Origin of the sequence: Billgrantia zhangzhouensis (assembly GCF_021404465.1) — a bacterium.
Taxonomy (GTDB): Bacteria; Pseudomonadota; Gammaproteobacteria; order Pseudomonadales; family Halomonadaceae; genus Halomonas; species Halomonas zhangzhouensis.
The window spans coordinates 289,147-312,498 of the sequence record NZ_JABFTT010000002.1; the positions used below are offsets into that span (position 1 = coordinate 289,147).

The 23,352-nt window shown below is 62.7% G+C and carries 22 protein-coding genes; 12 read left to right on the plus strand and 10 right to left on the minus strand.

Annotation, left to right across the window (positions count from 1 at the left end; all coding sequences use genetic code 11):
• Positions 1–2: 2 nt before the first annotated feature.
• Positions 3–1,643 (minus strand): class I adenylate-forming enzyme family protein, encoded by a 1,641-nt coding sequence (locus HOP51_RS03250; RefSeq protein WP_234272505.1) that lies wholly within the window; start codon positions 1,641–1,643, stop codon positions 3–5.
• Positions 1,643–2,794 (minus strand): acyl-CoA dehydrogenase family protein, encoded by a 1,152-nt coding sequence (locus HOP51_RS03255; RefSeq protein ID WP_234272506.1) that lies wholly within the window; start codon positions 2,792–2,794, stop codon positions 1,643–1,645. The genes HOP51_RS03250 and HOP51_RS03255 overlap by 1 nt, the downstream gene beginning before the upstream one ends.
• Positions 2,795–3,039: 245 nt before the next feature.
• Here HOP51_RS03255 and HOP51_RS03260 point away from each other — a divergent pair, with 245 nt between their 5' ends.
• The 9 genes from HOP51_RS03260 to HOP51_RS03300 all read left to right on the plus strand — a co-directional run bounded on the left by HOP51_RS03260 (position 3,040) and on the right by HOP51_RS03300 (position 11,424).
• Positions 3,040–4,563 (plus strand): 3-hydroxyacyl-CoA dehydrogenase, encoded by a 1,524-nt coding sequence (locus tag HOP51_RS03260; protein WP_234272507.1) that lies wholly within the window; start codon positions 3,040–3,042, stop codon positions 4,561–4,563.
• Between the two features lie 21 nt (positions 4,564–4,584).
• Positions 4,585–5,793 carry a 3-oxoadipyl-CoA thiolase gene (locus tag HOP51_RS03265; protein ID WP_234272508.1) on the plus strand — a complete coding sequence of 403 codons (1,209 nt, stop codon included), beginning with the start codon at positions 4,585–4,587 and terminating at the stop codon, positions 5,791–5,793.
• 92 nt (positions 5,794–5,885) lie between these two features.
• On the plus strand, positions 5,886–6,701 hold the full coding sequence (locus tag HOP51_RS03270) for an IclR family transcriptional regulator (protein ID WP_234272509.1): 816 nt from the start codon (positions 5,886–5,888) through the stop codon (positions 6,699–6,701).
• A 97-nt stretch (positions 6,702–6,798) separates the two neighbouring features.
• The gene (locus HOP51_RS03275) at positions 6,799–7,917 is read left to right on the plus strand and encodes an ABC transporter permease (RefSeq protein WP_234272511.1); all 1,119 of its coding nucleotides are present in this window, start codon (positions 6,799–6,801) and stop codon (positions 7,915–7,917) included.
• Positions 7,914–8,720, plus strand: coding sequence for an ABC transporter ATP-binding protein (locus tag HOP51_RS03280; RefSeq protein WP_234272512.1), 807 nt, complete (start codon positions 7,914–7,916; stop codon positions 8,718–8,720). Before HOP51_RS03275 ends, HOP51_RS03280 begins: the two co-directional genes overlap by 4 nt.
• Complete coding sequence (locus tag HOP51_RS03285; protein WP_234272513.1) at positions 8,720–9,658, plus strand: MlaD family protein; 939 nt, start codon at positions 8,720–8,722, stop codon at positions 9,656–9,658. Before HOP51_RS03280 ends, HOP51_RS03285 begins: the two co-directional genes overlap by 1 nt.
• Complete coding sequence (locus HOP51_RS03290; protein WP_234272514.1) at positions 9,655–10,269, plus strand: ABC-type transport auxiliary lipoprotein family protein; 615 nt, start codon at positions 9,655–9,657, stop codon at positions 10,267–10,269. The genes HOP51_RS03285 and HOP51_RS03290 overlap by 4 nt, the downstream gene beginning before the upstream one ends.
• A 120-nt stretch (positions 10,270–10,389) precedes the next feature.
• Complete coding sequence (gene csiR / locus HOP51_RS03295) at positions 10,390–11,076, plus strand: DNA-binding transcriptional regulator CsiR (protein ID WP_407061776.1); 687 nt, start codon at positions 10,390–10,392, stop codon at positions 11,074–11,076.
• Between the two features lie 126 nt (positions 11,077–11,202).
• The gene (locus tag HOP51_RS03300) at positions 11,203–11,424 is read left to right on the plus strand and encodes a hypothetical protein (RefSeq protein WP_234272516.1); all 222 of its coding nucleotides are present in this window, start codon (positions 11,203–11,205) and stop codon (positions 11,422–11,424) included.
• Positions 11,425–11,461: 37 nt separating this feature from the next.
• Here the strand turns inward: HOP51_RS03300 and HOP51_RS03305 are convergent, their stop codons facing one another.
• From HOP51_RS03305 to HOP51_RS03340, 8 genes are all read right to left on the minus strand, one after another.
• On the minus strand, positions 11,462–12,391 hold the full coding sequence (locus HOP51_RS03305; RefSeq protein WP_234272517.1) for a 5-oxoprolinase subunit C family protein: 930 nt from the start codon (positions 12,389–12,391) through the stop codon (positions 11,462–11,464).
• A 5-nt stretch (positions 12,392–12,396) separates the two neighbouring features.
• Entirely contained in the window at positions 12,397–13,107 is a 711-nt protein-coding gene (gene pxpB / locus HOP51_RS03310) for a 5-oxoprolinase subunit PxpB (protein ID WP_234272518.1), read from the minus strand.
• Positions 13,104–13,865 (minus strand): 5-oxoprolinase subunit PxpA, encoded by a 762-nt coding sequence (locus HOP51_RS03315; RefSeq protein WP_234272519.1) that lies wholly within the window; start codon positions 13,863–13,865, stop codon positions 13,104–13,106. The genes pxpB and HOP51_RS03315 overlap by 4 nt, the downstream gene beginning before the upstream one ends.
• Positions 13,866–13,919: 54 nt before the next feature.
• A complete protein-coding gene (locus tag HOP51_RS03320; protein WP_234272520.1) occupies positions 13,920–15,683 on the minus strand; it encodes a M14 family metallopeptidase in 1,764 nt (587 codons plus the stop codon).
• Positions 15,680–16,531 (minus strand): ABC transporter permease, encoded by an 852-nt coding sequence (locus tag HOP51_RS03325; protein ID WP_234272521.1) that lies wholly within the window; start codon positions 16,529–16,531, stop codon positions 15,680–15,682. Before HOP51_RS03325 ends, HOP51_RS03320 begins: the two co-directional genes overlap by 4 nt.
• Before the next feature lie 5 nt (positions 16,532–16,536).
• Positions 16,537–17,460, minus strand: a complete 924-nt coding sequence (locus tag HOP51_RS03330; protein WP_234272522.1) for an ABC transporter permease — start codon at positions 17,458–17,460, stop codon at positions 16,537–16,539.
• Positions 17,461–17,522: 62 nt separating this feature from the next.
• A complete protein-coding gene (locus HOP51_RS03335; protein ID WP_234272523.1) occupies positions 17,523–19,046 on the minus strand; it encodes an ABC transporter substrate-binding protein in 1,524 nt (507 codons plus the stop codon).
• A 25-nt stretch (positions 19,047–19,071) separates the two neighbouring features.
• Complete coding sequence (locus HOP51_RS03340) at positions 19,072–20,928, minus strand: ABC transporter ATP-binding protein (protein ID WP_234272524.1); 1,857 nt, start codon at positions 20,926–20,928, stop codon at positions 19,072–19,074.
• A gap of 198 nt (positions 20,929–21,126) precedes the next feature.
• On the opposite strand from HOP51_RS03340, the gene HOP51_RS03345 reads away from it, so the two are divergent.
• The 3 genes from HOP51_RS03345 to HOP51_RS03355 all read left to right on the plus strand — a co-directional run bounded on the left by HOP51_RS03345 (position 21,127) and on the right by HOP51_RS03355 (position 23,306).
• Complete coding sequence (locus HOP51_RS03345; protein WP_234272525.1) at positions 21,127–21,657, plus strand: winged helix DNA-binding protein; 531 nt, start codon at positions 21,127–21,129, stop codon at positions 21,655–21,657.
• 69 nt (positions 21,658–21,726) lie between these two features.
• Positions 21,727–22,164: a VOC family protein gene (locus HOP51_RS03350; protein WP_234272526.1), complete on the plus strand. Its 438-nt coding sequence runs from the start codon at positions 21,727–21,729 to the stop codon at positions 22,162–22,164.
• Positions 22,165–22,322: 158 nt separating this feature from the next.
• Entirely contained in the window at positions 22,323–23,306 is a 984-nt protein-coding gene (locus tag HOP51_RS03355) for a TRAP transporter substrate-binding protein (protein WP_234272527.1), read from the plus strand.
• The last annotated feature ends 46 nt before the right edge of the window (positions 23,307–23,352 follow it).

Below are 23,352 nucleotides of genomic sequence, written 5' to 3' on the forward strand. Positions count from 1 at the left end.
ACTCATGCCTCCCCGCGGTTGGCCAGCTCGCGCAGATGCCCCTTGAGGATCTTGCCGCTGGCGGTGGCTGGCAGCGCGTCCATCAGTACCAGCCGCGTCGGCCGCTTGTAGGGTGCCAGGCGCTCGGCAATGAAGGCCTTGAGCCCCTCTTCGTCAACCCTGGCACCGGGTTCGCACTGGATGAAGGCGACCACCTCCTCGTTGCCCTCCACTTGGCGTCCGATCACGGCCGACAGGGTCACGTCGGGGTGTTCATTGATCACCGCCTCGACGTCGGGCGGATAGATGTTGAAGCCGGAGCGGATGATCAGTTCCTTGCTGCGACCGACGATGTAGAGCTGATCGTCGTCATCAAAGCGGGCGATATCGCCGGTATTGAGCCAGCCGTCCTCGGTCAGGCAGGCACGGGTAGCCGCCGGCTGGCGGAAGTAGCCCTTCATCACGTTGGGACCGCGCACCCACAGCTCGCCGGCGCCGGCATGATCGGGTTCGTCCTCACCGGCATCGCCCAGCGGCTCGAGGCGATACTCCTGCAGCGGCAGCACGCGCCCCACGGTGTTGCTGTCGAAGCTATCGTCGATGCGGGTCTGGCTGATGGTCGGACTCGCCTCGGTGAGGCCGTAGCCGTTGTGCAGCGTGAGCCCGAACAGCGCCTGCACCCGGCGCTTGAGGTCGCCGTCAAGCGGCGAACCGCCGGCAGAGATATAGCGCAGCGCAGGGACCACGAGCGAGCGCCCCTCGCGACGCAGCGTCTCGAGCATGCGCGCGAACATGGCCGGCACGCCCTGCAGCACGGTGATGCGCTCCTGTTCCAGGGCCGCCAGCATGGCGGGGGCATCGAAGCGCGGCACGCAGTAGAGACAGGCACCGTTGTAGAGCGAGCCCATGCACACTGACGACAGGCCGAACACGTGGGACATCGGCAGCACGCCGTAGACCCGCTCGCCTTCGCACAGGTGGCGCATGCCACCGGAGAGCGCAGCGATGTAGAGAATGCCGCGATGCGTGAGCATCACGCCCTTGGGCGTGCCGGTGGTCCCCGAGGTGTAGATCATCGCTGCGACCTGGTCGGCGCCATCGGCCGCGACCGGCTCCGGTTCGACCTCGGCCAGCGGTGACAGCCCGAGCCGGCCCAGCGAGGGGTGCGCGAATGCTTCGGCGCCGTGCCTCCGGCCATGGGCCTCGGCATCGGGAGACGCCTCGCTGGTATAGAAGATCCGCCGTGGCTGGCAGTTGTTGCGAATGGCATCGATCTCCTGGCCTGAGAGCCGCGAGTTGACGATGGCCACCCAGACATCACGCTCGCTCGCCGCCAGCAACAGCACGACCAGCGCCCGACAGTTCTCGCTCACGGTCATGATGCGATCGCCGGGACGAATGCTCAGCGTATCGAGCCACTCGGCGGCGGCGCGTATTTCGCGTCCCAGCTCGACATAGCGCCAGCGCACCTCGCCGTCGACCAGCGCCGGCTGGTCGCTCAAACGCTCGGCATTCTCCAGCACGCGGGTACTCAAGCGCTCGGGCAGCTCGGCCACCAGCTCGCTCGCCAGGCGACCGAAGATCACCTCATCGGGCGCCTGGCGGGGCACCGAGAGAGGTTGGCGCTCAGTTGCGAGAGCCCCCCGCTCGCTATCGAGCGCCATCAGGTCACCTCCCGTACCATGTTGCGTGCGATCACCATCTGCTGAATCTGGGTCGTGCCTTCGTAGATGCGAAACAGGCGTACATCGCGATAGAAGCGCTCCACCGCATACTCGGCCATGTAGCCGGAGCCACCGTGGACCTGCACCGCGCGATCGGCCACCCGGCCCACCATCTCAGCGCAGAACAACTTGCAGCACGACGCCAGGGTGGAGACGTTCTCGCCGGCGTCCTTGCGCCGGGCCGCATCTAGCACCATGGTGCGGCCGGCATAGGCCTCGGTCTTGCTGTCGGCGAGCATCGCCTGCACCAGCTGGTGCTCGGCCAGCGGCACGCCGAACTGCTTGCGTTCGATAGCGTAGTTCAGCGACTCCTCGACGAGGCGTTCGGCCACACCCACGCACACCGCCGAAATGTGCAGGCGCCCGCGGTCGAGCACCTTCATCGCCGTCTTGAAGCCCTGGCCCTCGCGGCCGCCGATGATATTCTCGGCCGGCACCCGGCAGTCCTCGAAGATGATGTCGCAGGTGTGCGCCCCTTTCTGGCCCATCTTGTTGTCGGCCGGCCCGCGCTTGAGCCCTGGCGTGTCGCCCTCGACGATGAAGGCAGTGATACCTCCGGCGCCCTTGTTGCTCGGATCGGTCCGTGCCATTACGGTGAAGACGTCGGCCTCGGGGCCATTGGTGATGAAGCGCTTGGTGCCGTTGAGCACGTAGTGGTCGCCATCGCGTATCGCGGTGGTCCGCAGACTCGCCGCGTCGGAGCCGGAGTCGGGCTCGGTGAGACAGAAGGCACTGAGCAGTTCGCCGGTGGCCAGGCGCGGCACGTACTTCGCCTTCTGTTCCGGGGTGCCGTCGATCAGGATCCCCTGGGCGCCGATGCCGTTGTTGGTACCGAACACCGAGCGGAAGGCTGGCGAGGTCTTGCCGAGCTCCATCGCCACCAGCGCCTCCTCCTCCATGGTCAGCTCCAGGCCGCCGTACTCCTCGGGGATCGATAGGCCGAACAGGCCGACCTCCTTCATCTCCTCGAGCAGTTCCTGCGGCACCGCATCCTCTTCCGCCAGGCGCACCTCGTTGGGAATCAGGCGCTCGCGCACGAAGCGGGAAATGGTATCGATGAGCTGATCGAGCAGTTCGGGGTCACGAATCATGGCATGTCCTCACGCAGGTGGCGGCTGGCTGTCAGACACTGTGGTTAAGAGCTACGGAATGACCAAGAGTAACGGAGCCCTTGAAATGACAGGCCTTTTCTGACTCAATTTCGCATAGCAGAATGAAAAACCGCATTAAGTTGTCAGGCAATGTTGCATAGCCTAGGATGGCAGTCAATATACGGAATGGCATTCCGTCTGGCGAAACAAGCCCCCGTTACAACCTATATAAAGAGGACAGACTCATGCCGAACGACACGCCAACCCCTTCTTTCCAGACGTTGGGTATCGTCGGTACCGGTGCCATGGGGCGTGGCATTGCCCAGATCGCCGCCCAGGCCGGGCTGACCGTCTATCTCCACGATCTGCGCGAAGGCGCCGTCGCCGAAGCGCGAGATTTCATCGGCGGCATGTGGTCACGCGGCGTGCAGAAACAGCGCCTCAGCGAAACCGAGGCCGAGCGCTATCGGGCCAGCCTGAGAGAAGCGGCGACACTGGCCGACCTGGCCGGCTGCGATATCGTGGTAGAAGCCATCGTCGAGAAGCTCGACGCCAAGCAGGCACTTTTCACCGAGCTCGAGGGCATCCTGAGCGACCAGGCGGTACTGGCCACCAATACCTCTTCGCTGTCGGTGACCGCCATTGCTGCGGCCTGCCGCCGGCCCGAGCGCGTCATTGGATTTCACTTCTTCAACCCGGTACCGCTGATGACGATCGTCGAAGTGATCCCGGGGCTGCGCACCGACGCCGAAGTGACCGAGCGGGTCGAGGCACTGGGCCAGGCCATGGGACACTTCACCGCCCGAGCGACCGATACTCCCGGCTTCCTGGTCAATCACGCCGGACGCGCCTTCGGCACCGAGGCGCTGCGCATCCTTGACGAAAGCGTCGCCGACCACGCCACCATCGACCGCATCCTGGTGGACCAGGGCGGTTTCCGCATGGGGCCGTTCACCCTGCTCGATCTTACCGGGCTCGACATCTCCCACGCGGTGATGGAATCGATCTACCACCAGTACTACGAAGAGCCGCGCTTCCGCCCCTCGCCGCTGACCCGCCAGCGGCTGACGGCCGGCCTGCTCGGGCGCAAGAGCGGCGAAGGCTTCTACCGCTATGTGGAAGGCAAGCCGCAGCTGCCCGCTGAACCGCCGCTGCCCCAGGCGGAGCCGCGCCCGGTATGGATCGGCGCCGAGGAAGACGAGGCCCTCCGACAGCTCAGCGAGCTGGTAACCGCGGCGGGTTGGCCGCTGGAGAGCAGTGCGGTCCCCTCGGCCGAGGCGCTCTGCCTGGTCGCCCCGCTGGGTGAGGATGCCACCGCCTGCGCCCTCCGGCTGGGACTCGCCCCAGAGCGCTGCGTGGCAGTGGACCTGCTGGCCGGCCTCGAACGACGTCGCACTCTGATGACCACGCCGGCCACCCAGGCGGAGTACCGCGATGCCGCGATAGTCCTGCTCGGCCACGACGGCACGCCCGTCAGCGCCATCGGCGACAGCAACGGCTTCGTACTGCAGCGGGTGGCAGCATGCATCGTCAACGTGGCCAGCGAAATCGCCCAGCAGGGCGTGGCCGAGCCGCAGACCATCGATCGTGCCGTGGAGCTCGGCCTGGGCTATCCCCGCGGACCTCTCGCCATGGGCGACCATTACGGCAGCCGCCGCATCCTCACCATTCTCGACAACCTGTTGGCCGCCACCGGCGACCCACGCTACCGCGCGAGCCTGTGGCTGCGCCGTCGCGCCACCCTTGGCCTGTCGCTGACCGCAATCTGATGCCGTGAAAGGAGCTTTGCCATGCGAGACGCCTATATCTTCGACGGTTTGCGCACGCCTTTCGGCCGCCATGGCGGCAGTCTCGCCGCGGTGCGCCCCGACGATCTGCTCGGCCAGGTGCTCAAGGCGCTGGTCGAGCGCAACGCCTTCGCCGCCGAGTCCTTCGAAGAGGTACTCGCCGGGTGCACCAACCAAGCCGGTGAAGACTCGCGCAACGTGGCGCGCCACGCGGGACTGCTGGCCGGGTTGCCGGTCGAGGTGGCGGCGCAGACGGTCAACCGGCTGTGCGGCAGCGGGCTCGCTGCGGTGATCGACGCTGCCCGAGCCACCCGCCTCGGTGAAGGCGAGCTGTTCCTGGCCGGGGGGGTGGAGTCGATGTCCCGTGCGCCCTACGTACTGGGTAAGGCGGAGTCGCCCTTCGCCCGCAACCAGCCGCTTTACGATACCGTGATCGGCTCGCGCTTTCCCAACCCCTGGATCGCCCGCGAGCACGGCAGCCACAGCATGCCGGAGACCGCCGACAACGTGGCCCACGACCTCGACATCGGTCGCGAGGCGAGCGACGCCTTCGCCGCCCGCTCACAGGCGCGCTACGCCAAGGCCCAGGCCGATGGTTTCTACGACGAGGAGCTTCTCGCCGTCGAGGTGCCCCAAGGGCGCAAGCAGCCGCCGCTGACGGTGAACCGCGATGAGCATCCGCGTCCGGGCACCGACGCCGACAAGCTGACCCGGCTGGGGCCGCTGTTCGAAGGCGGCGTAGTCACTGCGGGGAACGCTTCCGGCCTCAACGACGGCGCCGCAGCGCTGATCGTCGGCAGCCAGACCGCCGGGGAACGCGCCGGCGTCGCCCCCCGGGCGCGTATCGTGGCCAGCGCCGTGGCCGGGGTGCCTCCCAGAGTGATGGGCCTGGGGCCGGTGCCGGCCAGCCACAAGGCCCTGTCACGAGCCGGCCTCTTCCTTGAGCAGATGGATGTGATCGAGATCAACGAGGCGTTCGCCGTGCAGGTGCTGGGCTGTATCAAGCAGTTGGGCATCGCCGCCGAGGACGAGCGGCTCAATGCCAACGGCGGCGCCATCGCCATCGGCCATCCGCTCGGCGCTTCCGGCGCGCGGCTGGCACTGACGGCGCTGCGCCAGTTGGAGGCCAAGGGCGGCCGCTATGCCCTGGTCACCATGTGCATCGGGGTCGGCCAGGGTATCGCTTGCATCATCGAGCGCCTGGACGCCTGACGGCACCGTTGCCCCGGGCCGGCGTCGCCAACGGACTCGGCCGGGGCGATATGCGATACTTCGCCAAACGATCTCGCGACAGGGAACCCGCCATGAACAAGCCTGCACCGCTGGAAGACGACCAGACCGTACCGGCCAAGGATCGCAACTTCGTCACTGCCCTGGCTCGCGGCCTGGAGCTGCTGCGCGCCTTCGGCACCGGCGAGGAGTACCTGGGCAACGCCGAACTCTCCAGCCGTACCGGCATACCCCGACCGACCGTCTCGCGCCTGACCTACACCCTGACCCAGCTCGGCTACCTGCGTCATAACACCCGGCTGGAGAAATATCGCTTGGGTCCCGGGATTCTGGCACTGGGCTACCGTTTCTTGGCCAACCAGGGAATTCGCGAGATCGCCCGCCCCTTCATGCAGCAGTTCGCCGAAGCCACGGACTGCAACGTCAGCCTGGGGGCGGCCGACAAGACCGACATGGTCTACATCGAGAGCTGCCATGGCAGCGGTCCGTTGATCGTGCGGCTCGACGTAGGCTCGCGGCTGCCGATGGCGACTACGGCGATCGGCCGCGCCTGGCTCTGCGGCCTGCCGGAAGCGCGCCGTGAGGCGATCCTGGCAGAACTTGCCAGAGAGCACGGCAGCGATTGGCCCACGCTCGAAAAAGGTATCAGGCGCAGCCAGGAGGAGTACGCCCGCTACGGTTTCTGCCTCTCTGAAGGCGACTGGCAGTCGCAGATCAGCGCCGTGGCCACGCCGCTGATCCTCGAGGACGGTGCCGAAGTGATGGCGATCAACTGCGGCGGTGCCGCCCACCGCCTGAGTCATTCGGTCATGGTCGACAACCTGGGCCCGCGACTCAAGGAAGTGGCCAGGCGCGTCCTCGGTGAGTTGCAGCATGGCAGTCGCAGGTAGGCCACGACCGAGGCTCCCGCTTGCTGTCGCCTAACGGCGTATGACGATATAGTGATGGCGAGATGCCCCATTTTCAGGGAGAGAGGGACGACTCACCATGCCCGACACCGCTTCCCGTCCCGGCAGGCTGGAGCAGGATGCCCTTCGTCTGAGAGTCATCGGCGACTGGACGCTGCCGCACTATGCCAGACTGCGTGACGCCGTGGCCGGGGTCCACGCCGAGTCGGTAGACCTGGAGCGCCTCGGCGAGCTCGACACCTCCGGTGCCGCCCTGCTGGTCGACCTGCTGGGCCCCGATACCGTACGCGACGTCGCCCAGTGGGCACCGAACCTGCCAGCCGAGCGCCAGGCGCTGCTGAGAGCGGTAGCCGACGCCTCCCGCACTCCCCTGTCCGCGCCGCTTGGGCCTGACAAGGGCCTGTTGGCAGCCTTGGCCGCGCTGGGGCAAATCGTCGAACAACTCGCCCGCCAACAGCTGCAGCTCATCGCCTTCATCGGCCTGACGCTCAGTACGCTGTTAGCCACGCTGGCCACACCCAGGCGCTGGCGGATCACCTCGCTGGTGGCACACGTCCAGCAGACCGGGCTCAACGCCATTCCCATCGTCGCCCTGCTTACTTTTCTTGTCGGTGCGGTGGTGGCGTTCCTCGGCGCCACGGTGCTGCGCGAGTTCGGCGCTACTATCTACACGGTCAATCTGGTGACCTATTCCTTCCTGCGCGAATTCGGCGTGCTGCTCGCGGCCATCCTGTTGGCGGGCCGCACTGCCAGTGCCTTCACCGCCCAGATCGGCTCGATGAAGGCCAATGAGGAGATCGACGCACTACGCGCCCAAGGGCTCGATCCCATCGAGCTGCTGGTACTGCCACGAGTGCTGGCGATGACGATCAGCCTGCCGATCCTGGCCCTGATCGGCATGCTCAGCGGCATGCTGGGCGGCGCACTAGTATGTGCCCTGGCGCTCGACATTCCTCCCAACCAATTCCTCGCCATCCTGCAGCGCGACATCCCGCTACGGCACTTTCTAGTCGGCATGATCAAGGCCCCGCTATTTGCCTTCCTCGTCGCCGTGATCGGCTGCCTGGAAGGCTTCAAGGCCAAGGCCAGCGCCCAGTCGGTGGGTGAACACACCACCTCCAGTGTGGTGCAGTCGATCTTCATGGTAATCCTGCTCGATGCGCTGGCCGCACTGTTCTTCATGGAGATGGGCTGGTGAATCAGAGGGGCGAGGCTATCGTCGAGATCCGTGGGCTGGTCAACCGCTTTGGGCAGCATGTGGTGCATGACGGCCTGGATCTGGACATTCGCCGCGGCGAGATACTCGGCGTAGTGGGCGGCTCCGGCACCGGGAAGTCGGTACTGCTGCGCAGTATCGTCGGCCTCAAGCGGCCCGACGGCGGCACCATCCGCGTCTTTGGCGAGGAACTGCAGCGCCTGCCTTCCGCCCAGCGGGCCCGGGTCGAGCGCCGCTTCGGCGTGCTGTTCCAGCGCGGCGCCCTGTTCTCCTCGCTCAATCTACAGGAAAACGTTGCCCTGCCGCTGATCGAACATGCCGGACTGTCGCAGGCCGATGCCGAGCGTCTCGCCCGGGTCAAGCTGGCATTGGCCGGGCTGCCGCCAGGCGCTGCTCGCCTCAACCCGGCGGAGCTCTCCGGCGGCATGATCAAGCGCGCCGCACTCGCCCGCGCCCTGGCCCTCGACCCCGAGGTGCTGTTTCTCGATGAGCCCACCGCCGGCCTCGACCCGATCGGTGCCGCCGCTTTCGACCGCCTGCTCCTGACGCTGCGCGATGCCCTGGGCTTCAGCGTCTTTCTGGTCACGCACGATCTCGATACGCTGTACTCGAGCTGCGACCGGGTGGCTGTCATTGCCAACAAGCGCATTCTGGTCGCCGATTCGCTGCCAGTGGTGGAGGATACCGACGATCCCTGGATACGCGACTATTTCCACGGCCCAAGGGGCCGAGCCGCCAGCCAGGCGGCACGACACCATTCGTCACCCAACGGGGAGGAACGCTGATGGAGACCCGCGCGCACCATGTCGTGATCGGCTTGTTCGTCGTGCTGGCGGCTGTCGGCGGCCTCCTGTTCGCACTTTGGCTCAACCAGAGCACACGCGACCAGGCCTATACCCAATACGAGGTGCTCTTCAACCACGGCGTCAGCGGCCTCTCGGAAGGCAACGCCGTGGAGTACAGCGGCGTGCGGGTCGGCGACGTGGTCAGCCTGCGCCTTGATCCCGCCGATCCTCGCAACGTCCTGGCCCTCATACGCGTGCAGAGCCAGGTTCCCATTCGCCAGAACACTCGCGCACGGCTCGCCCTGGCCAACATCACCGGGAGCATGTCCATCCAACTGCAGGGAGGAGCGCCGGAAAGTCCGCTTCTGATCACCCGCGGCGACACGCCGCCGCGCATCACCGCCGACCAATCACCGCTCAGCGCCATGCTCAGCGATAGCGAGGAACTGCTGGGTAACGTCAACCGCGTGCTGACGAGGCTGGAGGAGGTACTGTCGGAGGAGAACGTAGCCAGCATCGAACGGACGCTGGCCAACCTGGAGCGCACCACGGCGCAGTTCGCGGCCCTTGGCGACGCTCCGGGACAGTTGGCCGAACGCATGCTCGAGGTGTCCGAGGAAGCCGCACGCACCCTCGCCGAAGTTCGCGCCCTGGCCGGTCGTACGGGTGGCTTGGTCCAAGGTCAGGCAGAGGAAGTACTGGGCAATGCCCGCCAGATCACCAGCAGCCTGGCCCGCACGGCCCAGAGCCTGGAGACATTGCTTGACGACAACCAGGGCGCGCTGGAGAGTGGCCTGCGTGGTGTCCAGGGGCTGGGGCCTGCCACACTCGAGTTGCGCAATACCCTTTCCTCACTCAATCGGCTGGTACGTCGCCTGGAGGAGAATCCGCGCGACTTCCTGCTGGGGCGCGATCGCGTCGAGGAGTTCACGCCATGACCCAGCGTGCCCTGCCGCTCCTGGCCATCGTGATGGCGTTCGCCCTGCCCGGTTGCAACCTGGTACCGGAGCGCACGCCCGTCACCCTCTACGAGCTACCCGCCCAGGCTCTCGATCCCGCCCCGCATGGCAGCGCACAGCGTGAGACTGCCCTGCGCCTGGCCACACCGGATGCCAGCGGGCTGCTGGATGGCACGCGAATCCTTGTCGTGCCCACGCCCAATCAGCCGCAGGCCTATGCCGGCGCACGCTGGGCCGACACCATGCCGCAGCTCATCCGCAACCGCTTGCTCGACGCCTTTCAGGACGATGGCCGCATCCCGAGCCTGGTCCATGCCGATAGCAACGTATCGGCCGATATGGAACTGCTTAGCGACCTGCGCTCCTTTCATAGCCGCTATCGCAACGGCCTGCCCGAAGCGACACTACGCCTGGACGTCAGGCTGATCGACACTCGGTCCCAGCGGCTTCTGGCCAGCCGACGCTTCACTCAGCACCAGCCGGTGGGCAGCGAGTCCATCGAGGCTGTGATCGATGCCTTCGGCATGGCCGCGGACAGGCTGGCTCACGAATTGGTCGATTGGACCGTGAACCGGCTCGAGGACCGCTGATCGCGTCGCTCGGCGGACTGCATCGAATATAGATACTTGGTATAAATGTCGCGCGGTTACCGGCAACGGTAGCGTTTGGTTATCATGCTCGGCAACGACAAGGGAACGACGACAATGACGATGGATAGCTCGCCTCGCCAGAATCTCGGCATCAGCGCCTATAGCTGGCTCAAGCGCGACATTACGCGCGGCGTATTCCAGCCGGGCGAAAAACTGCTGATGAGCCGGCTCAAGGAGCGCTATGGCCTGGGCATCGGCCCGCTACGCGAGGCCCTGTCGCAGCTCGTTGCCGAACGCCTGGTCGTTGCCATCAGCCAGCGCGGCTATCGGGTTGCCCCTATGTCACTGGCGGAGTTGGCCGATCTCTACGACGCCCGGGCCCAGCTCGAGGGGCTGATCTTGCAGCTTGCCATCGAGCGTGGCGACGATGCCTGGGAGGCCGAGATACTGGCCAAGGCGCATACGCTATCGAAGATCATGGAGGTCAACAGTCCCGACGAGCTGCTCGATGTCTGGGACACCAGACACAAGGCATTTCATACCGCCATCGCCAGCGGCTGTCGCTCGCCGCACCTGCTGCAGGTGCGCGAGAGCCTGTTCGACCAGGTCGAACGCTACCGGCACCTGTGGCTACGCGAGACGGTATTCTCGGAAGAAGCCCTCGAACGCAAGCGCCAGGAACATGCGGCGCTGGTTGAGGTGATTCTCGAACGCCGCGCCGAGCGCGCCGCCGACATGATGCGTGAACACCTGATGACCCCGGTGCCTATCATCACCGAGGTGATGACCCGCCGTGGCTTGGCCTGACATTTTCACCAAGGCGTCATCCCATCGTCACGTCTGGCCGGCAACATTCAGGTGACAAGCTGCACCCGGCGGCTTATGTTGAGAAGAGAGGCCCCGCACGCTGCCACAGGGGCCTAGGAGGGGGGAATGCCACATCTGCTTCGGTTCTCACGCGACGTCGAGTCTCGCCTCGAGCGACTCGCCCAGCGTACCGGCAAAAGCAAGGGAGAGCTGATCGAGCGCTGCCTCACCGTAGGCATGCACGACCTGGAGTCCCAACTACTGCTGGAAGAGGCCATCAGCGCCCCGCTGCCGAACCAGCGCCCAGCACTCGACCAGTTGCTGCGTGAAAGCGGCCTCGGCGCTTGATCGTCCCGGTTCAGTGACGTCAGTTCAGTGGCATCGCTCAGCGGAACGCCTCCAGACAGCTGCGGTAGGATGCCAATGCCCGCTCACGAGAGATCGCCATCAGGCCGACCTCCTTGCCCGGCAGGCACTGCGCCAGACGTGCGGCAGCCAGCGGTGTCAGCGCCCCTAGGCGTGGGTAGCCGCCAATGGTTTGACGATCATTGAGCAGCACGATGGGCTGACCATCTGGCGGTACCTGCACCGCTCCCATCGGAATGCCTTCGGAGACCATGCTCCCCAACCGACAACGCAGCTCCGGCCCCAGCAGTCGCACTCCCATACGGTCGGCACGGGTGTCGATGCGCCATGTCGCATTGAACGCACGGTAGAGACTGGTACCGGAGAAATGGCCGATCTGCGCACCGGGCACCAGCGCCAACTGATTGCCGCGCAGCGTCACCCCCTGGGCCGAGCCGAACGGCAAACGACGCCCCCTCACCTGGCACGGGTTCCACTCCAGCCGGTCGCCATCGCCCAGGGCACTGCCATCCCCACGCGGCCCTCCCAGCTGCTCCCGCGGCGTGGCACTGCGACTGCCCAGCACGACCGGCGTGGCCAGCCCACCAGGCACGGCCAGGTAAGCACGCAGGCCATCGCGGGGCTGATGAAAGCTCAGCCGTTGGCCCGCCATGACGGCAAAGGTCGTCCCTGGCGCCAGCGGACGGTCGTCGAGCCGGGCATCGAGGTCGGCGCCCGCCAATGCCAGGGTGGCATCCTGCTCCACCTCCAGCGTCAAGCCGCCGCCGAGCACGATCTCCAGCGCTGCGGCATCCAGCGCGTTACCTAGCAGCCAATTAGCCCAGTGGAACGAGACCCAGTCGGCGGCGCCACCCTGGGTCACGCCCAGGTGGCGCACGCCGAAGCGCCCGCCATCCACCACGAGCGCCAAAGGGCCCGCCTGTACGACACGCAGTAGTGAGTGCGTCATGTGACTCACAGGGCGGCCTCCAGCGGTATGGTGTTGCCACCTTGACGTTCGAACTCGCTCCGGGAAATCGCCATGAAACGCACCCGATCCCCCGGGAGCAGCAGCGGTTCACCGCTCCGCGCATGTTCGAACAGGGGCACGGCGGTGCGCCCAAGAATGTTCCAGCCTCCCGGCGACAGCAACGGGTAGATCGCGGTCTGTCGATCGGCGATGCCCACGCTGCCGGCCGCCACCCGGCGACGCGGGGTCTTCAGCCGAGGCACGGCCAAGGTCTCCTCGACCATGCCCATGAAGCTGTACCCCGGAGCAAAGCCGAGGGCGAAGACGTAATAGTCGCGGCCACAGTGGCGCTGCACGACCTCCTCGACCGACAGTCCGGTGCGCTCTGCCACCCGCTCCAGCTCGGGGCCGACGCTGAGATCGTACCAGACCGGGATCTCGTGGCGACGCCCCAGACCAGCGGCAGCCGGCTCGAGTCGTGAAAGTACGGCCTCGATTCGCGCCTTTGCTTCGCCATGTGTCAGGCGCAGGCAATCGTAGTGCAACATCAGCGTGGTGTAGGATGGCACCAGATCGATCAGCAAATCCCCGAAGGCGTCGCGTAGCGCCCGGTCGGCGGCCACGATCCAGGACATGTTCGACTCGTCGATGTCATCGAACAGACGCACCATGAGCACGTCCATGGCCGCCAATTCGATGCGTGCCCCGTGCGTCATGCCGTTTCCAGCGCCTTGAAGGCATCACGAATCGCGCGCACCGCCGCTACTGATTCGGGGTTGTCGCCGTGGACGCAGAGCGTGTCGCAGGGCAGCCGCAGCAGCGTACCATCGCTGGCCTCGAGCGGTTCACCGCGTGCCAGGCTGACGGCCTGGGCCACGATGGTCGCCTGGTCGCGATGCACCGCTCCCGGCAGCCGGCGGGAGACGAGATGCCCCTTGGCGTCATAGGCCCGGTCGGCAAAGGTCTCGAACCAGATCGCCATATTCATCTCTTCCGCCAGCCGCAGGCTCGGCTCGGGGTCAGCGGTGGCCATCAGCATTAGCGGCAGGTTCGAGTCGAAGCTACGCACCGCTCGCATCACTGCACGCAACAGCTCGACGTCGCGCGCCATGTCGTTGTACAGCGCGCCATGCGGCTTGACGTAGCGAATGCTCGTGCCCTCCGCCTGGCAAATACCCACCAGCGCGCCGACCTGATACAACACCAGGTCCTCGATCTCCTCGGGGGAACAGGCCATGGAGCGACGCCCGAAGCCCATCAGATCGGGATAGGCCGGATGCGCGCCCACTCTCACGCCATGCTCTACCGCGAGCCGCACCGTCCGGCGCATCACATGAGGATCCGAAGCGTGAAAGCCACAGGCGATGTTGGCGCAATCGACATAGGGCATCACTTCGCTGTCGAGCCCCAGCGAATAATTGCCGAAGCTCTCTCCCATATCGCAGTTGAGTAATGGCAAAGTCGTCTGCAACATTGTGTCACCTAGCTCATCGATAATGGAAAGCGCTGTCTATTCGTGTAAGCACGTTCAGGTTGGTTCGAGCTGTTGATAATGAGTGTAGGCACTGACGACCGTTGCCCGCTGCACTTCATGCGCTAGCATGAAGGCATCGCCATATACTGTTTCATCCGGGTATTCGGTAATCAGCATCAATGGCGTCAACTGAGTGTCATCCTGCATTAGCAGATAGGGAATATCATGCATGATGCAAAAGTCGAGCTCACCTGCATGCGCTTCGAAAATCGCGCTCTGGCGTCGATTGAACGCAATCAGTGCTGAAATGTTCGCCAGGTCCCGGATGATGCCCTCAAGTAGTCGCTGCGCCTGGCGTTGCCAACCTTCTCGGTAGCGAACGATCAGGAAGAACCCTTTTGGGATCGTCCACATCTCGAAGCCGCGCGGCACATAACCGGTCAATGGGCGAGTCCACTCGTGGGCTGGATAGCCATGCAGATTCACGTGCAGCCCGGCACCACTGCATTCTATGGCTCGCTCCCGAATCGCGTGCTCGAAACTGCCGCCGAGCGGCTGCGCCTGTAGGTCGCTCCCGAACGCTGTATAACGGGCGGCATGGTGCATATGTTCAGGTTGCTCAGCGGCCAGGCGCTGGCGAAGATGATAACCGTCCGGGTTCTCCAAGGGAGAGATGACGAAATGGGCATTCGGAAGAGCATTCAGCTCAACGGCAGCCCGCAGAGCCCCCACGATACCGGAGGTTTCGTTGGCATGCTGAGCAGCACTGATCAAGACGGCTCTATCGCTCCCGGGGCGATACCGCGCCACCACCGAGCGCCCGCTTCGGCTGTACGAAGACAGCGTCCGCTGCCCCAGTGCATCGAGGATTCCCCTGATCTGAGATTCGCCCAATGGTCGATCGGCCCTGTCCAACGGCGCGCTGGGAGGCACCGGGCTCGCTGACATGTGCAAGCCTTGCAGTGTGACGATTACGCTAGGCAAGGCATCCGGCCGTGTCAGAACCTCCGGCACGATTTGCCCGGGCTGGACCGAGCGATCGCCCAGCGGCAGGCCGGCGCGGTACTGGAAGTATTCGAGCAACGAGAAGTAAAGATCTTCGTGCAGACCTTCTGCCAAGCTGATGTGCTCCGCACCGTGCGCCAGAGGCATATCCTGACTAGGCAGAATGACCCGAAGGTTCAGTTCTTCGAAGAGAGGCTGTTCGTCTTGCCACTCGCTTCCAATGACCGCACTCATGGCAGACTCGAACAGTTGTTCATAATCGGTGCGCAGTGGCGCATCATGGCGCTCACCTGCGACGGAGCACCAGCTCACCCAGCCGCATGGTGACAGCTGAAGAGTATCGACGTGATCGCGATGCATACGGTTGGGTGCAGCAACGCTGTGCTTTGCCACGACACCATCGGCGTGAGTCAGATGCACTTCATAGGAATAGCGGGTAGTGGCCTCTTCGGCCGCTACGGGCTCCCAAGTCAAGGTTACCTCGTCGCCCAGCAGGCCAGCCAAGGGATAGGCTTCCAGCAGGAAGCGGCGCGGTGACATTGCCGGTGATGGATAGAGTATCGTCACGGCCGTCAATGGCTGGTTACCGACTTCCTCGAGAAAGAAGTGGACTAGCGGCTTGTAAGCGCTACGGAAGCGCGCTCGAACGCCATGGCGGGCCAATTCACGCTCAGCGTCCCGGCGAGACTTCAGGTCATCGAATACCCATGCCTCAAGAGAGCCATCTCTGGCCGTGGGCCCACTATATTCGGCCACCAAGGCGTTGACGCTGCGCTCGAAGGTCTGCTTGAGCAAGATCTGCGTCTGCGTCACAGCGATGTCCTCCCGGTGGGGTCCAGGGTATCACGCAACCAATCGCCCAGCAGGTTGAGCCCCAGCACGGTCAGCAGGATTGCCAGTCCTGGGAAGACGCTGACCCACCACGCCGTCTGTAGATAGGTACGGCCTTCGGCCAACATACCGCCCCAGCTCGGGACCGACGGATCGACACCCAGGCCAAGGAAGGTCAGGCTACTTTCCAGCAGAATGTTGTTGGCCACGTTGAGAGTCATCAACACGATGACGGGGCCGATGAGGTTAGGCAGTAGATGCTGGAAAAGGATCCGCGCGTCGCGCACCCCAATGGCCTTGGCCGACAGGATGAACTCACGATCCTTGAGCGACAGCACGGAGCCCCGCACCAAACGCGCATACTGCACCCATTGAGAAATGATCAACAGAATGATCATGTTGGTCAGCCCACCGCCTATCACCGCAATGAAGGTGATCGCCAGCAGGATGAAGGGCAGCGCCAGTTGCACATCGGCGAAGCGCATGACCAGCATGTCGATGACACCACCGTAGTAACCTGAGATGAGCCCCATGACGATGCCTATCACTACCGCTCCCAAGGCGGAATAGACGCCTACCTTGAGAGATATCTCGCCGCCTATGACCACGCGAGCCAGCAGATCGCGCCCCAGGGGATCGGTGCCCAATGGATAGGCCGGTTCGGTCATGGGAGGCACCAGACGCATGGAGAGGTTGATATCGCTGCCACCGCTGGGGAACAGCCAGCCGGACAACAGGATGGCAGAAGCGATACCTCCCACCAGCAGGATGCCCAGAATGAACTCGAGGTTCTTGAAACGCCGCAGAGGCATAGCATTGAGAGACAGCATTACACTTAGTCCTTACGTACTCGGGGATCGACCAACCCGTAAGCGATATCCACCAGAAGGTTGATGGTGATGATCAACAACGAGAGTATGGTGATCACGCCTTGCAGCACCGGGTAGTCGCGCGCCGCGACAGCCTCGAAGGCTAGCGTGCCTAACCCCGGCCAGTTGAAGACCCGTTCTACGACCACGATGCCTCCCAACAGACCGCCGAACTGCAGGCCAAAATAGGTGATCAGCGGGATCGAGCAGTTACGCAATGCATGCTTGTAGAGCACCACCGAATTGGAGAGCCCCTTGGCCCTGGCCACCATCACATATTGGGAGCATAAGGTGTCGAGCATAGTAGTTCTCACTAACCTGACGTTGGTGGCAGTCAGGATGATGCCCATGGTGGCTGCTGGCATGATGAAGCTGGTCCAGCCCTCCATGCCGCTGGGCGGCAGTAGATTGAAGGTGATGGAAAGCAGCAAGACCAGCATGATCGCCAACCAGAAGTTGGGAAAGGAAAGCCCTATCAGCGACAAGACCCGGATCAGTTGGTCCGGCCAGCGCCCACGAGACACCGCCGCCTTGATGCCTAGTGGAATGGAAACCACGACGGAAACGAGCAGAGAGGCGAATGCCAGGGCGAGGGTCGCCGGCAATGCGCGTGCGATGAGGTCACTGACCTGGGTGCCGCCCATGAAGCTGCGACCAAGGTCGCCTACCAACAAGCCGCGAAGGAAGTCGAGGTACTGAGCGATGAACGGCTGGTTGAGACCCAACGCTTCACGAATCCTCTCGAGATCGGCCTCGGTGATGCTCCCAGAGCCTTGGGCTAGCATGACGGCTGGATCACCGGTCAGACGGATGGCGAAGGATACGATCAAGGTGACCGCCAAGACCACGAAAGCGGCTTGCAGTAATCGATAGAATAGAAATTTTGCCACGGATGGCTCCCCTTGGACGATAGCCAGCTGCCACCCAGGAGGAGTGACAGCCAACCGGTCACTTACTCCGAGACGCTGACGTCGGTCAGGCGTAGACGATTGTCGGGGGCAGGCTCGAAACCCTGAACCCGATCGCTGACTCCATAGAGAGCGTTGAGACTGTACAGCGGCATTTCCAAGGCCCTCTCCTGGGTATAGCGGGCGATCTCCTGCAACATTGCCTCGCGCTCGTCACGGTCGGTGATACCGCGCTGTGCGTTGAGCATACGATCCAGTTCCTCATCGCTATCGTAAGGATTCCAGCGCTCACCGGTGTGGTACATCAGATAGGCAGTGTTATCGTAATCGAAAGTCCAACCGCCCCACTTCTGCTGAAACATCTCCCCGGTACGTCCTGCCGGGATGATGTCATTGAGCAGGACATTGGTTTCGTAGGGCTGAATCGATGCGTTGATCCCCACCCCTTGGAGATAAGCCGCCACGACTTGAGCGACCTCACCGAAGGTAGAATCGTTGCCGCGTACATCTATCTGAACGACGGCCCCTGGCTCGACACCGGCTTCGTCGAGCAATTGACGGGCACGTTCGGGGTCGTAGGGGTATGGTTCCAGCTCGGGGTCGTGACCGAATGACTGAGAACCCTGGAAGCTAGCAATCATTTGGCCTTCTCCGGCCAGAATGGAGTCGATGATAGCCTGACGATCTACCGCCATGATCATGGCTCGACGCACTCTTTCATCGGCAGTAATGCCCGACCGAGTATTGAAACGAACTGCCTCCACCGTCGGCGAAGGTACGCTTACGACTCTGATTCCGTTGTGGTTGTTGATGGTATCAATCATGCCGATGGGGATCGTCGGAGGAATGACGATATCGACACGTCCCGACTGCAGCTCAGCAACGGCCGTGGAGGGTTCGGAGATAAAGCGATAGGTGACGCTACTCAGTTTGGGCGCTCCTCCCCAATGATCGGCGAAAGCCTCCAGGCGAACATTCTCACGGGGGCTATAGTCGACCATCCGAAATGGCCCGGTGCCCACGGGATTACTGTTGAAATGCTCGTCTCCATGCTCTTCGATATAGCCCGGCGGTACTATCATGGCACCATAACCAGCCAACTTGGTTAACAGTACGGGGTCCGGCTCGCTCAAGTGGAAGTCGACGGTATAGTCATCGATGATCTCGACGCTCTCGATGGCCGTATAGTTGGAGCGCTGTGGGCCACGCGCTCCCTCCTCTCCCAGCAAGCGCTCGAAGGTGAACTTGACTGCCTCGGCATTGAAGGGTTCACCGTTATGGAAGGTCACGCCTTCACGTAGCTCGAAGCGAATACGCGTGCCGTCATTCAGCACCTCCCAACGAGTAGCCAAACCGGGCACCAACTCCAAATCCGGCCCACGATAGGTGAGGCCATCGAACACGTTGGTGGCAAGCGAAGCCCAGTTCACCAGAAAAGTGTCGATTGGATCCCAGCTGCCGGGATCCTGAGGGGTTGCGATCGTCAACGACCCGGCCAGGGACATGGCGGAAGTTGACAGGGCCGATGCCGCCGCCAGCGCTTTGATCAACGCTCTCTTGTTTTTCATGTTCTTGTCTCCTACAAGCTATTGTTCACAGCGACTGAGCGCTGCGGTTGTGGCTCGCCTCGCGAGAGACGAAATGGCCAGGGTGAACTTCGATCAGCGGGAGAACTCTCGGCTCGTCACCCACCTTCCTGATAGGACTGGGGATCTCTCCCTCCAGCAGCGTATGCTCACGGCGATGGGTAGGGTCGGCCACGGGCACAGCTGCCAGCAACTTACGTGTATAGGCGTGCTGGGGGGCGTCGAACACGCGTTGCCTGGGCCCCATTTCGACGACCTGTCCCAGATGCAGCACTGCCACTCGATGGCTTATCTTCTCGACGACGGCCATGTCGTGACTGATAAAGAGATAGGCCAGTCCTTCTTCCCGCTGCAATGTCATCATCAAATGGATGATCTGAGCCTGAATCGATACGTCCAGTGCCGACAGCGCTTCATCGGCAATGATCAGCTTGGGGCGTGACGCCAGTGCCCTGGCGATACAGATACGCTGACGCTGGCCGCCGGAAAACTCATGCGGATAGCGCTCGGCATGCTCGGGCTTTAGACCCACGCGTTCGAGCAATTCGCTGACGCGGCGCTGGATCATACGCTTACCGCTGAGCAGACCATGGGTATGAATGGGTTCGGCAATCGAAAAACCAACGCTCTTACGCGGATCGAGGGAGGCAAAAGGATCCTGGAAGATGTACTGAACTTCCTGCCGTAGCCGCATCTTCTCGATACGACTCATCTGGGATACTGGCTTGCCGGAGAAGAAAATGTCACCGCTGGTGCTTTCCTGCAGCAACTGGATGGTACGACCAATGGTCGACTTGCCTGATCCCGATTCGCCAACCAGCGCGAGCGTCTCCCCGGGATAAATTTCCAGGCTGACGTTCTCGACGGCATGTACACGGTGACTGACACCACCGAAGAATCCTTTTCGAATGTCGAAGCGAGTGACTAAATTGTCGATTCGTACGATCGGGGGTACATTCGGCTGGACGGTATCCTGCTCCTTGGACTCGCCTCTGCTACAGGCTTCGCTACCGTCGAAAACGACCAAGGGATCGATACGAGGCAGGCTATGGCCTTGCATGCTGCCAAGCTTGGGCACTGCCGAGAGCAGTGCCCTGGTATAGGGCTCCCTAGGAGTGGAGAATATTTCCTCTACCGGGGACTCCTCGACCTTTTCACCCTCTCTCATGACGACCACGTGATCGGCAACTTCCGCCACGACGCCCATGTCATGGGTAATGAAGATCACCGCCATGCCCAGTTTCTTCTGCAGATCACGAATGATTGCCAGGATCTGAGCCTGAATAGTCACATCTAATGCCGTGGTCGGCTCGTCTGCCACCAGTATTCTTGGCTTGCAGGCCAAGGCCATGGCGATCATTACGCGCTGACGCATCCCCCCGGAGAGCTGGTGAGGATAGCGTTTGAGCAAAGACTCGGCGTCGGCCAAACGCACCAGTTCCAGTAGCCTTATGGCCTCCTGTCGCGCAGAAACCCGATCATGGCGCTCATGTAGTATTAGCACTTCGGCGATCTGGTCGCCTATGGTGTAGACCGGATTCAGCGAGGTCATCGGCTCCTGAAAGATCATCGAGATCTCTTTGCCTCGAATACGCCGCATCTCACGATCGGTGAGTTGGGCTAGATCGAGGTATGTGTCGGCACCTGGGCGTTGGAAGCGGATGCTGCCCTTGGTGATCGAGGCGTTCTGATATTCCACCAAGCGCATGATGGCCAGCGAAGTGACGGATTTGCCAGAACCGGACTCGCCGACGATAGCAAGCGTCTCCCCTGCCTGGAGATTGAAAGAGAGGTTCTTGACGACTTCATTGCTACCAAAGGCAACATGGAGGGACTCGACACTCAGCAAAGGGAAAGAGCTCACAGGCACTATACCTATATTTTCTTGGTAATTTACATGAAAATTATATTCATACTATGATCATGTCAATCGCCTTCGCTCGGCCAATGTCCAGGCATCGAGAGTCAGGACTGTCGATGGCAGCGCCTAAGCATCGCGCTTGGACAAGAGCCCATGGACACGTTAGCGCAGGCATACCAATAACCCTACGGCGGTTCATCGATGACAGACTCAAAGGGATCTCAACTGCACGCTCGTGGCCCGATCGTCTCCTCAGAGCATCTTTCGCACAGCGCTCAAGAGCTATCGGAATTCGAATTCGGCCTGATCATCTCAGGTCACGCCTTTCATCGCTGGATGGTACGCTGCATGGCAGCAATCGGTTACTCTGAGTTGAATTCACTGGATATCTTGGTTCTTCATAGCGTAAACCATCGAAAGCGTGCCAAACGTCAGTCCGATATCTGCCTGGTACTCAATATCGAAGATACTCATACGGTGACCTATGCACTGAAGAAGTTGGCTAAGCTGAATTTGGTTAATGGAGAAAAACAAGGCAAGGAGACATTCTTCCGCACCACGAGCGAGGGACGAGAAGCCTGTAGTCGCTATGCTGAGATACGTGAGGCATGTCTCGTCGACTCCTTGTCGTCAATGGGTATCGAACGCCTGGAGATGAGCAAGCTGGCAGGTATGCTCCGTGCGATGTCGGGCTTGTATGACCAAGCCGCACGCGCTGCGGCTTCGCTGTGAAAGCGCAACAGCTGCGCCACTACCTGGGTGCAGCGACGAGTCGCTCACCCTAGAACTTGGAGGTTTAAAATGCCTGTGAAAGACCCTTTCCACTTGGCCGTACAGGTACGCGATATCGAAGAAGCACGTCGTTTCTACGGTGACTTCCTCGGCTGCCCCGAAGGGCGCTCGTCGGAAAGCTGGGTCGATTTCGATCTCTACGGACACCAGTTCGTTTGCCATCTCAACCCAGCCCTCAGGAACAACCCGGTTTCCAGCCACAAGAACCCCGTCGATGGGCATGGCGTACCCGTGCCGCATTTCGGCGTCGTGCTGGAGATGGAGGCCTGGGAAGCGCTGGCTCAAAAACTACGCGAGCACGGCGTGACGTTCGAGATCGAACCCTACATTCGCTTCAAGGGCGAACCCGGCGAACAGGCCACCATGTTCTTCTACGACCCTTCTGGCAACGCCTTGGAATTCAAGGCGTTCAAGAACCGCGAAGAGCAGCTGTTCAAGAAGGCCTGAGCCGGTTGTCTGCCGTCTTCAATAACTGGCGTGTCCCGAGCGCTACGCCCACGCAGCGATGACATGGCACGTTGCAATTTCCTCAGCCGTTGGGTGCGGCCAGGACGCACCCGCTGGCAACATGAGCCAACCTGACAAATCCAACAAGAGGGAAAAACATGAACAAGCTCCTGTCCCGCTCCGTGCTGCTCGCTACCGCCTGCAGCCTTTCCACCGCGGCCAGCGCCGCCGAATGGACCATGGCCACGCCCTATGGCGATGCCAGCTTCCATACCAAGAACGTGAAGCAGTTCGCCGAGGACGTGGCGGAAGCCACCGGCGGCGAGTTGACCATCAATGTTCACAGCGGCGGGTCGCTGGTGGCCCATGGCGAGATCAAGTCCTCGGTACGCCGCGGCACCATCGAAGCCGGCGAGGTCTTTCTCTCGACCCTCTCCAACGAGGATCCGATCTTCGAGGTCGACACCCTGCCGGGCGTGGCCGGCAGCTATGAGGAAGCCTTCGCGCTGTGGCAAACCACCAAGCCGGTGATCAGCGAGCTGTTCGCCAACCAGGGATTGATGCCGCTCTACGCCGTCGCCTGGCCGGCCCAGGGCATCTACACCGATTTCGAACTCGACGCCCCGGAACGCTTCGAGGGCCTGCGCGTGCGTGCGCCGAACATCAATACCCAGCGCTTCGTCGACTATCTCGGCGGCAACCCCACCGAAACCGAGGAGTCGGACATTCCTACCGCCTTCAGTACCGGTCGGGTGGACGCCATGATTACTTCCAGCTCCACCGGCAACTCGATGACGGCGTGGGATTACGTCTCCCACTACACCGATGCCAACCTGTGGCTACCGAAGAACATCGTCTTCATCAATCAGCGCGCCTTCGATCGCCTCGATGAAGCCACCCAAGAGGCCCTACTGGAAGCGGCAGCACGTGCCGAGGAACGTGGCTGGCAGATGAGCCGCGACGACAACCAGACGAGCCTCGAAGCATTGCAAGCCAACGGTATTACCGTGTCCACGCCCAACGAAGAGGTTGCTGCCGCCCTCCAGGCCGCCGGCGACCAGTTGTTCTCCGCCTGGCAGGATCGTGCCGACGAGCAGGCCCAGCAGGTGCTCGAAGAGTACCAGCAGCAGCGCGGCAACTGAGCACACTATCCTGACATGACAGCGTGGTGGGCGACTGCCACGCTTC

What these genes read in the sequence shown, in the direction of transcription:
- HOP51_RS03250 (WP_234272505.1), bottom strand. Translation starts at nt 1,643, where the DNA reads ATGGCGCTCGATAGCGAGCGGGGGGCTCTCGCAACTGAGCGCCAACCT.
- HOP51_RS03255 (WP_234272506.1), bottom strand. Translation starts at nt 2,794, where the DNA reads ATGATTCGTGACCCCGAACTGCTCGATCAGCTCATCGATACCATTTCC.
- HOP51_RS03260 (WP_234272507.1), top strand. Translation starts at nt 3,040, where the DNA reads ATGCCGAACGACACGCCAACCCCTTCTTTCCAGACGTTGGGTATCGTC.
- HOP51_RS03265 (WP_234272508.1), top strand. Translation starts at nt 4,585, where the DNA reads ATGCGAGACGCCTATATCTTCGACGGTTTGCGCACGCCTTTCGGCCGC.
- HOP51_RS03270 (WP_234272509.1), top strand. Translation starts at nt 5,886, where the DNA reads ATGAACAAGCCTGCACCGCTGGAAGACGACCAGACCGTACCGGCCAAG.
- HOP51_RS03275 (WP_234272511.1), top strand. Translation starts at nt 6,799, where the DNA reads ATGCCCGACACCGCTTCCCGTCCCGGCAGGCTGGAGCAGGATGCCCTT.
- HOP51_RS03285 (WP_234272513.1), top strand. Translation starts at nt 8,720, where the DNA reads ATGGAGACCCGCGCGCACCATGTCGTGATCGGCTTGTTCGTCGTGCTG.
- HOP51_RS03290 (WP_234272514.1), top strand. Translation starts at nt 9,655, where the DNA reads ATGACCCAGCGTGCCCTGCCGCTCCTGGCCATCGTGATGGCGTTCGCC.
- csiR (WP_407061776.1), top strand. Translation starts at nt 10,390, where the DNA reads ATGGATAGCTCGCCTCGCCAGAATCTCGGCATCAGCGCCTATAGCTGG.
- HOP51_RS03300 (WP_234272516.1), top strand. Translation starts at nt 11,203, where the DNA reads ATGCCACATCTGCTTCGGTTCTCACGCGACGTCGAGTCTCGCCTCGAG.
- HOP51_RS03305 (WP_234272517.1), bottom strand. Translation starts at nt 12,391, where the DNA reads ATGACGCACTCACTACTGCGTGTCGTACAGGCGGGCCCTTTGGCGCTC.
- pxpB (WP_234272518.1), bottom strand. Translation starts at nt 13,107, where the DNA reads ATGACGCACGGGGCACGCATCGAATTGGCGGCCATGGACGTGCTCATG.
- HOP51_RS03315 (WP_234272519.1), bottom strand. Translation starts at nt 13,865, where the DNA reads ATGTTGCAGACGACTTTGCCATTACTCAACTGCGATATGGGAGAGAGC.
- HOP51_RS03325 (WP_234272521.1), bottom strand. Translation starts at nt 16,531, where the DNA reads ATGCTGTCTCTCAATGCTATGCCTCTGCGGCGTTTCAAGAACCTCGAG.
- HOP51_RS03335 (WP_234272523.1), bottom strand. Translation starts at nt 19,046, where the DNA reads ATGAAAAACAAGAGAGCGTTGATCAAAGCGCTGGCGGCGGCATCGGCC.
- HOP51_RS03345 (WP_234272525.1), top strand. Translation starts at nt 21,127, where the DNA reads ATGACAGACTCAAAGGGATCTCAACTGCACGCTCGTGGCCCGATCGTC.
- HOP51_RS03350 (WP_234272526.1), top strand. Translation starts at nt 21,727, where the DNA reads ATGCCTGTGAAAGACCCTTTCCACTTGGCCGTACAGGTACGCGATATC.
- HOP51_RS03355 (WP_234272527.1), top strand. Translation starts at nt 22,323, where the DNA reads ATGAACAAGCTCCTGTCCCGCTCCGTGCTGCTCGCTACCGCCTGCAGC.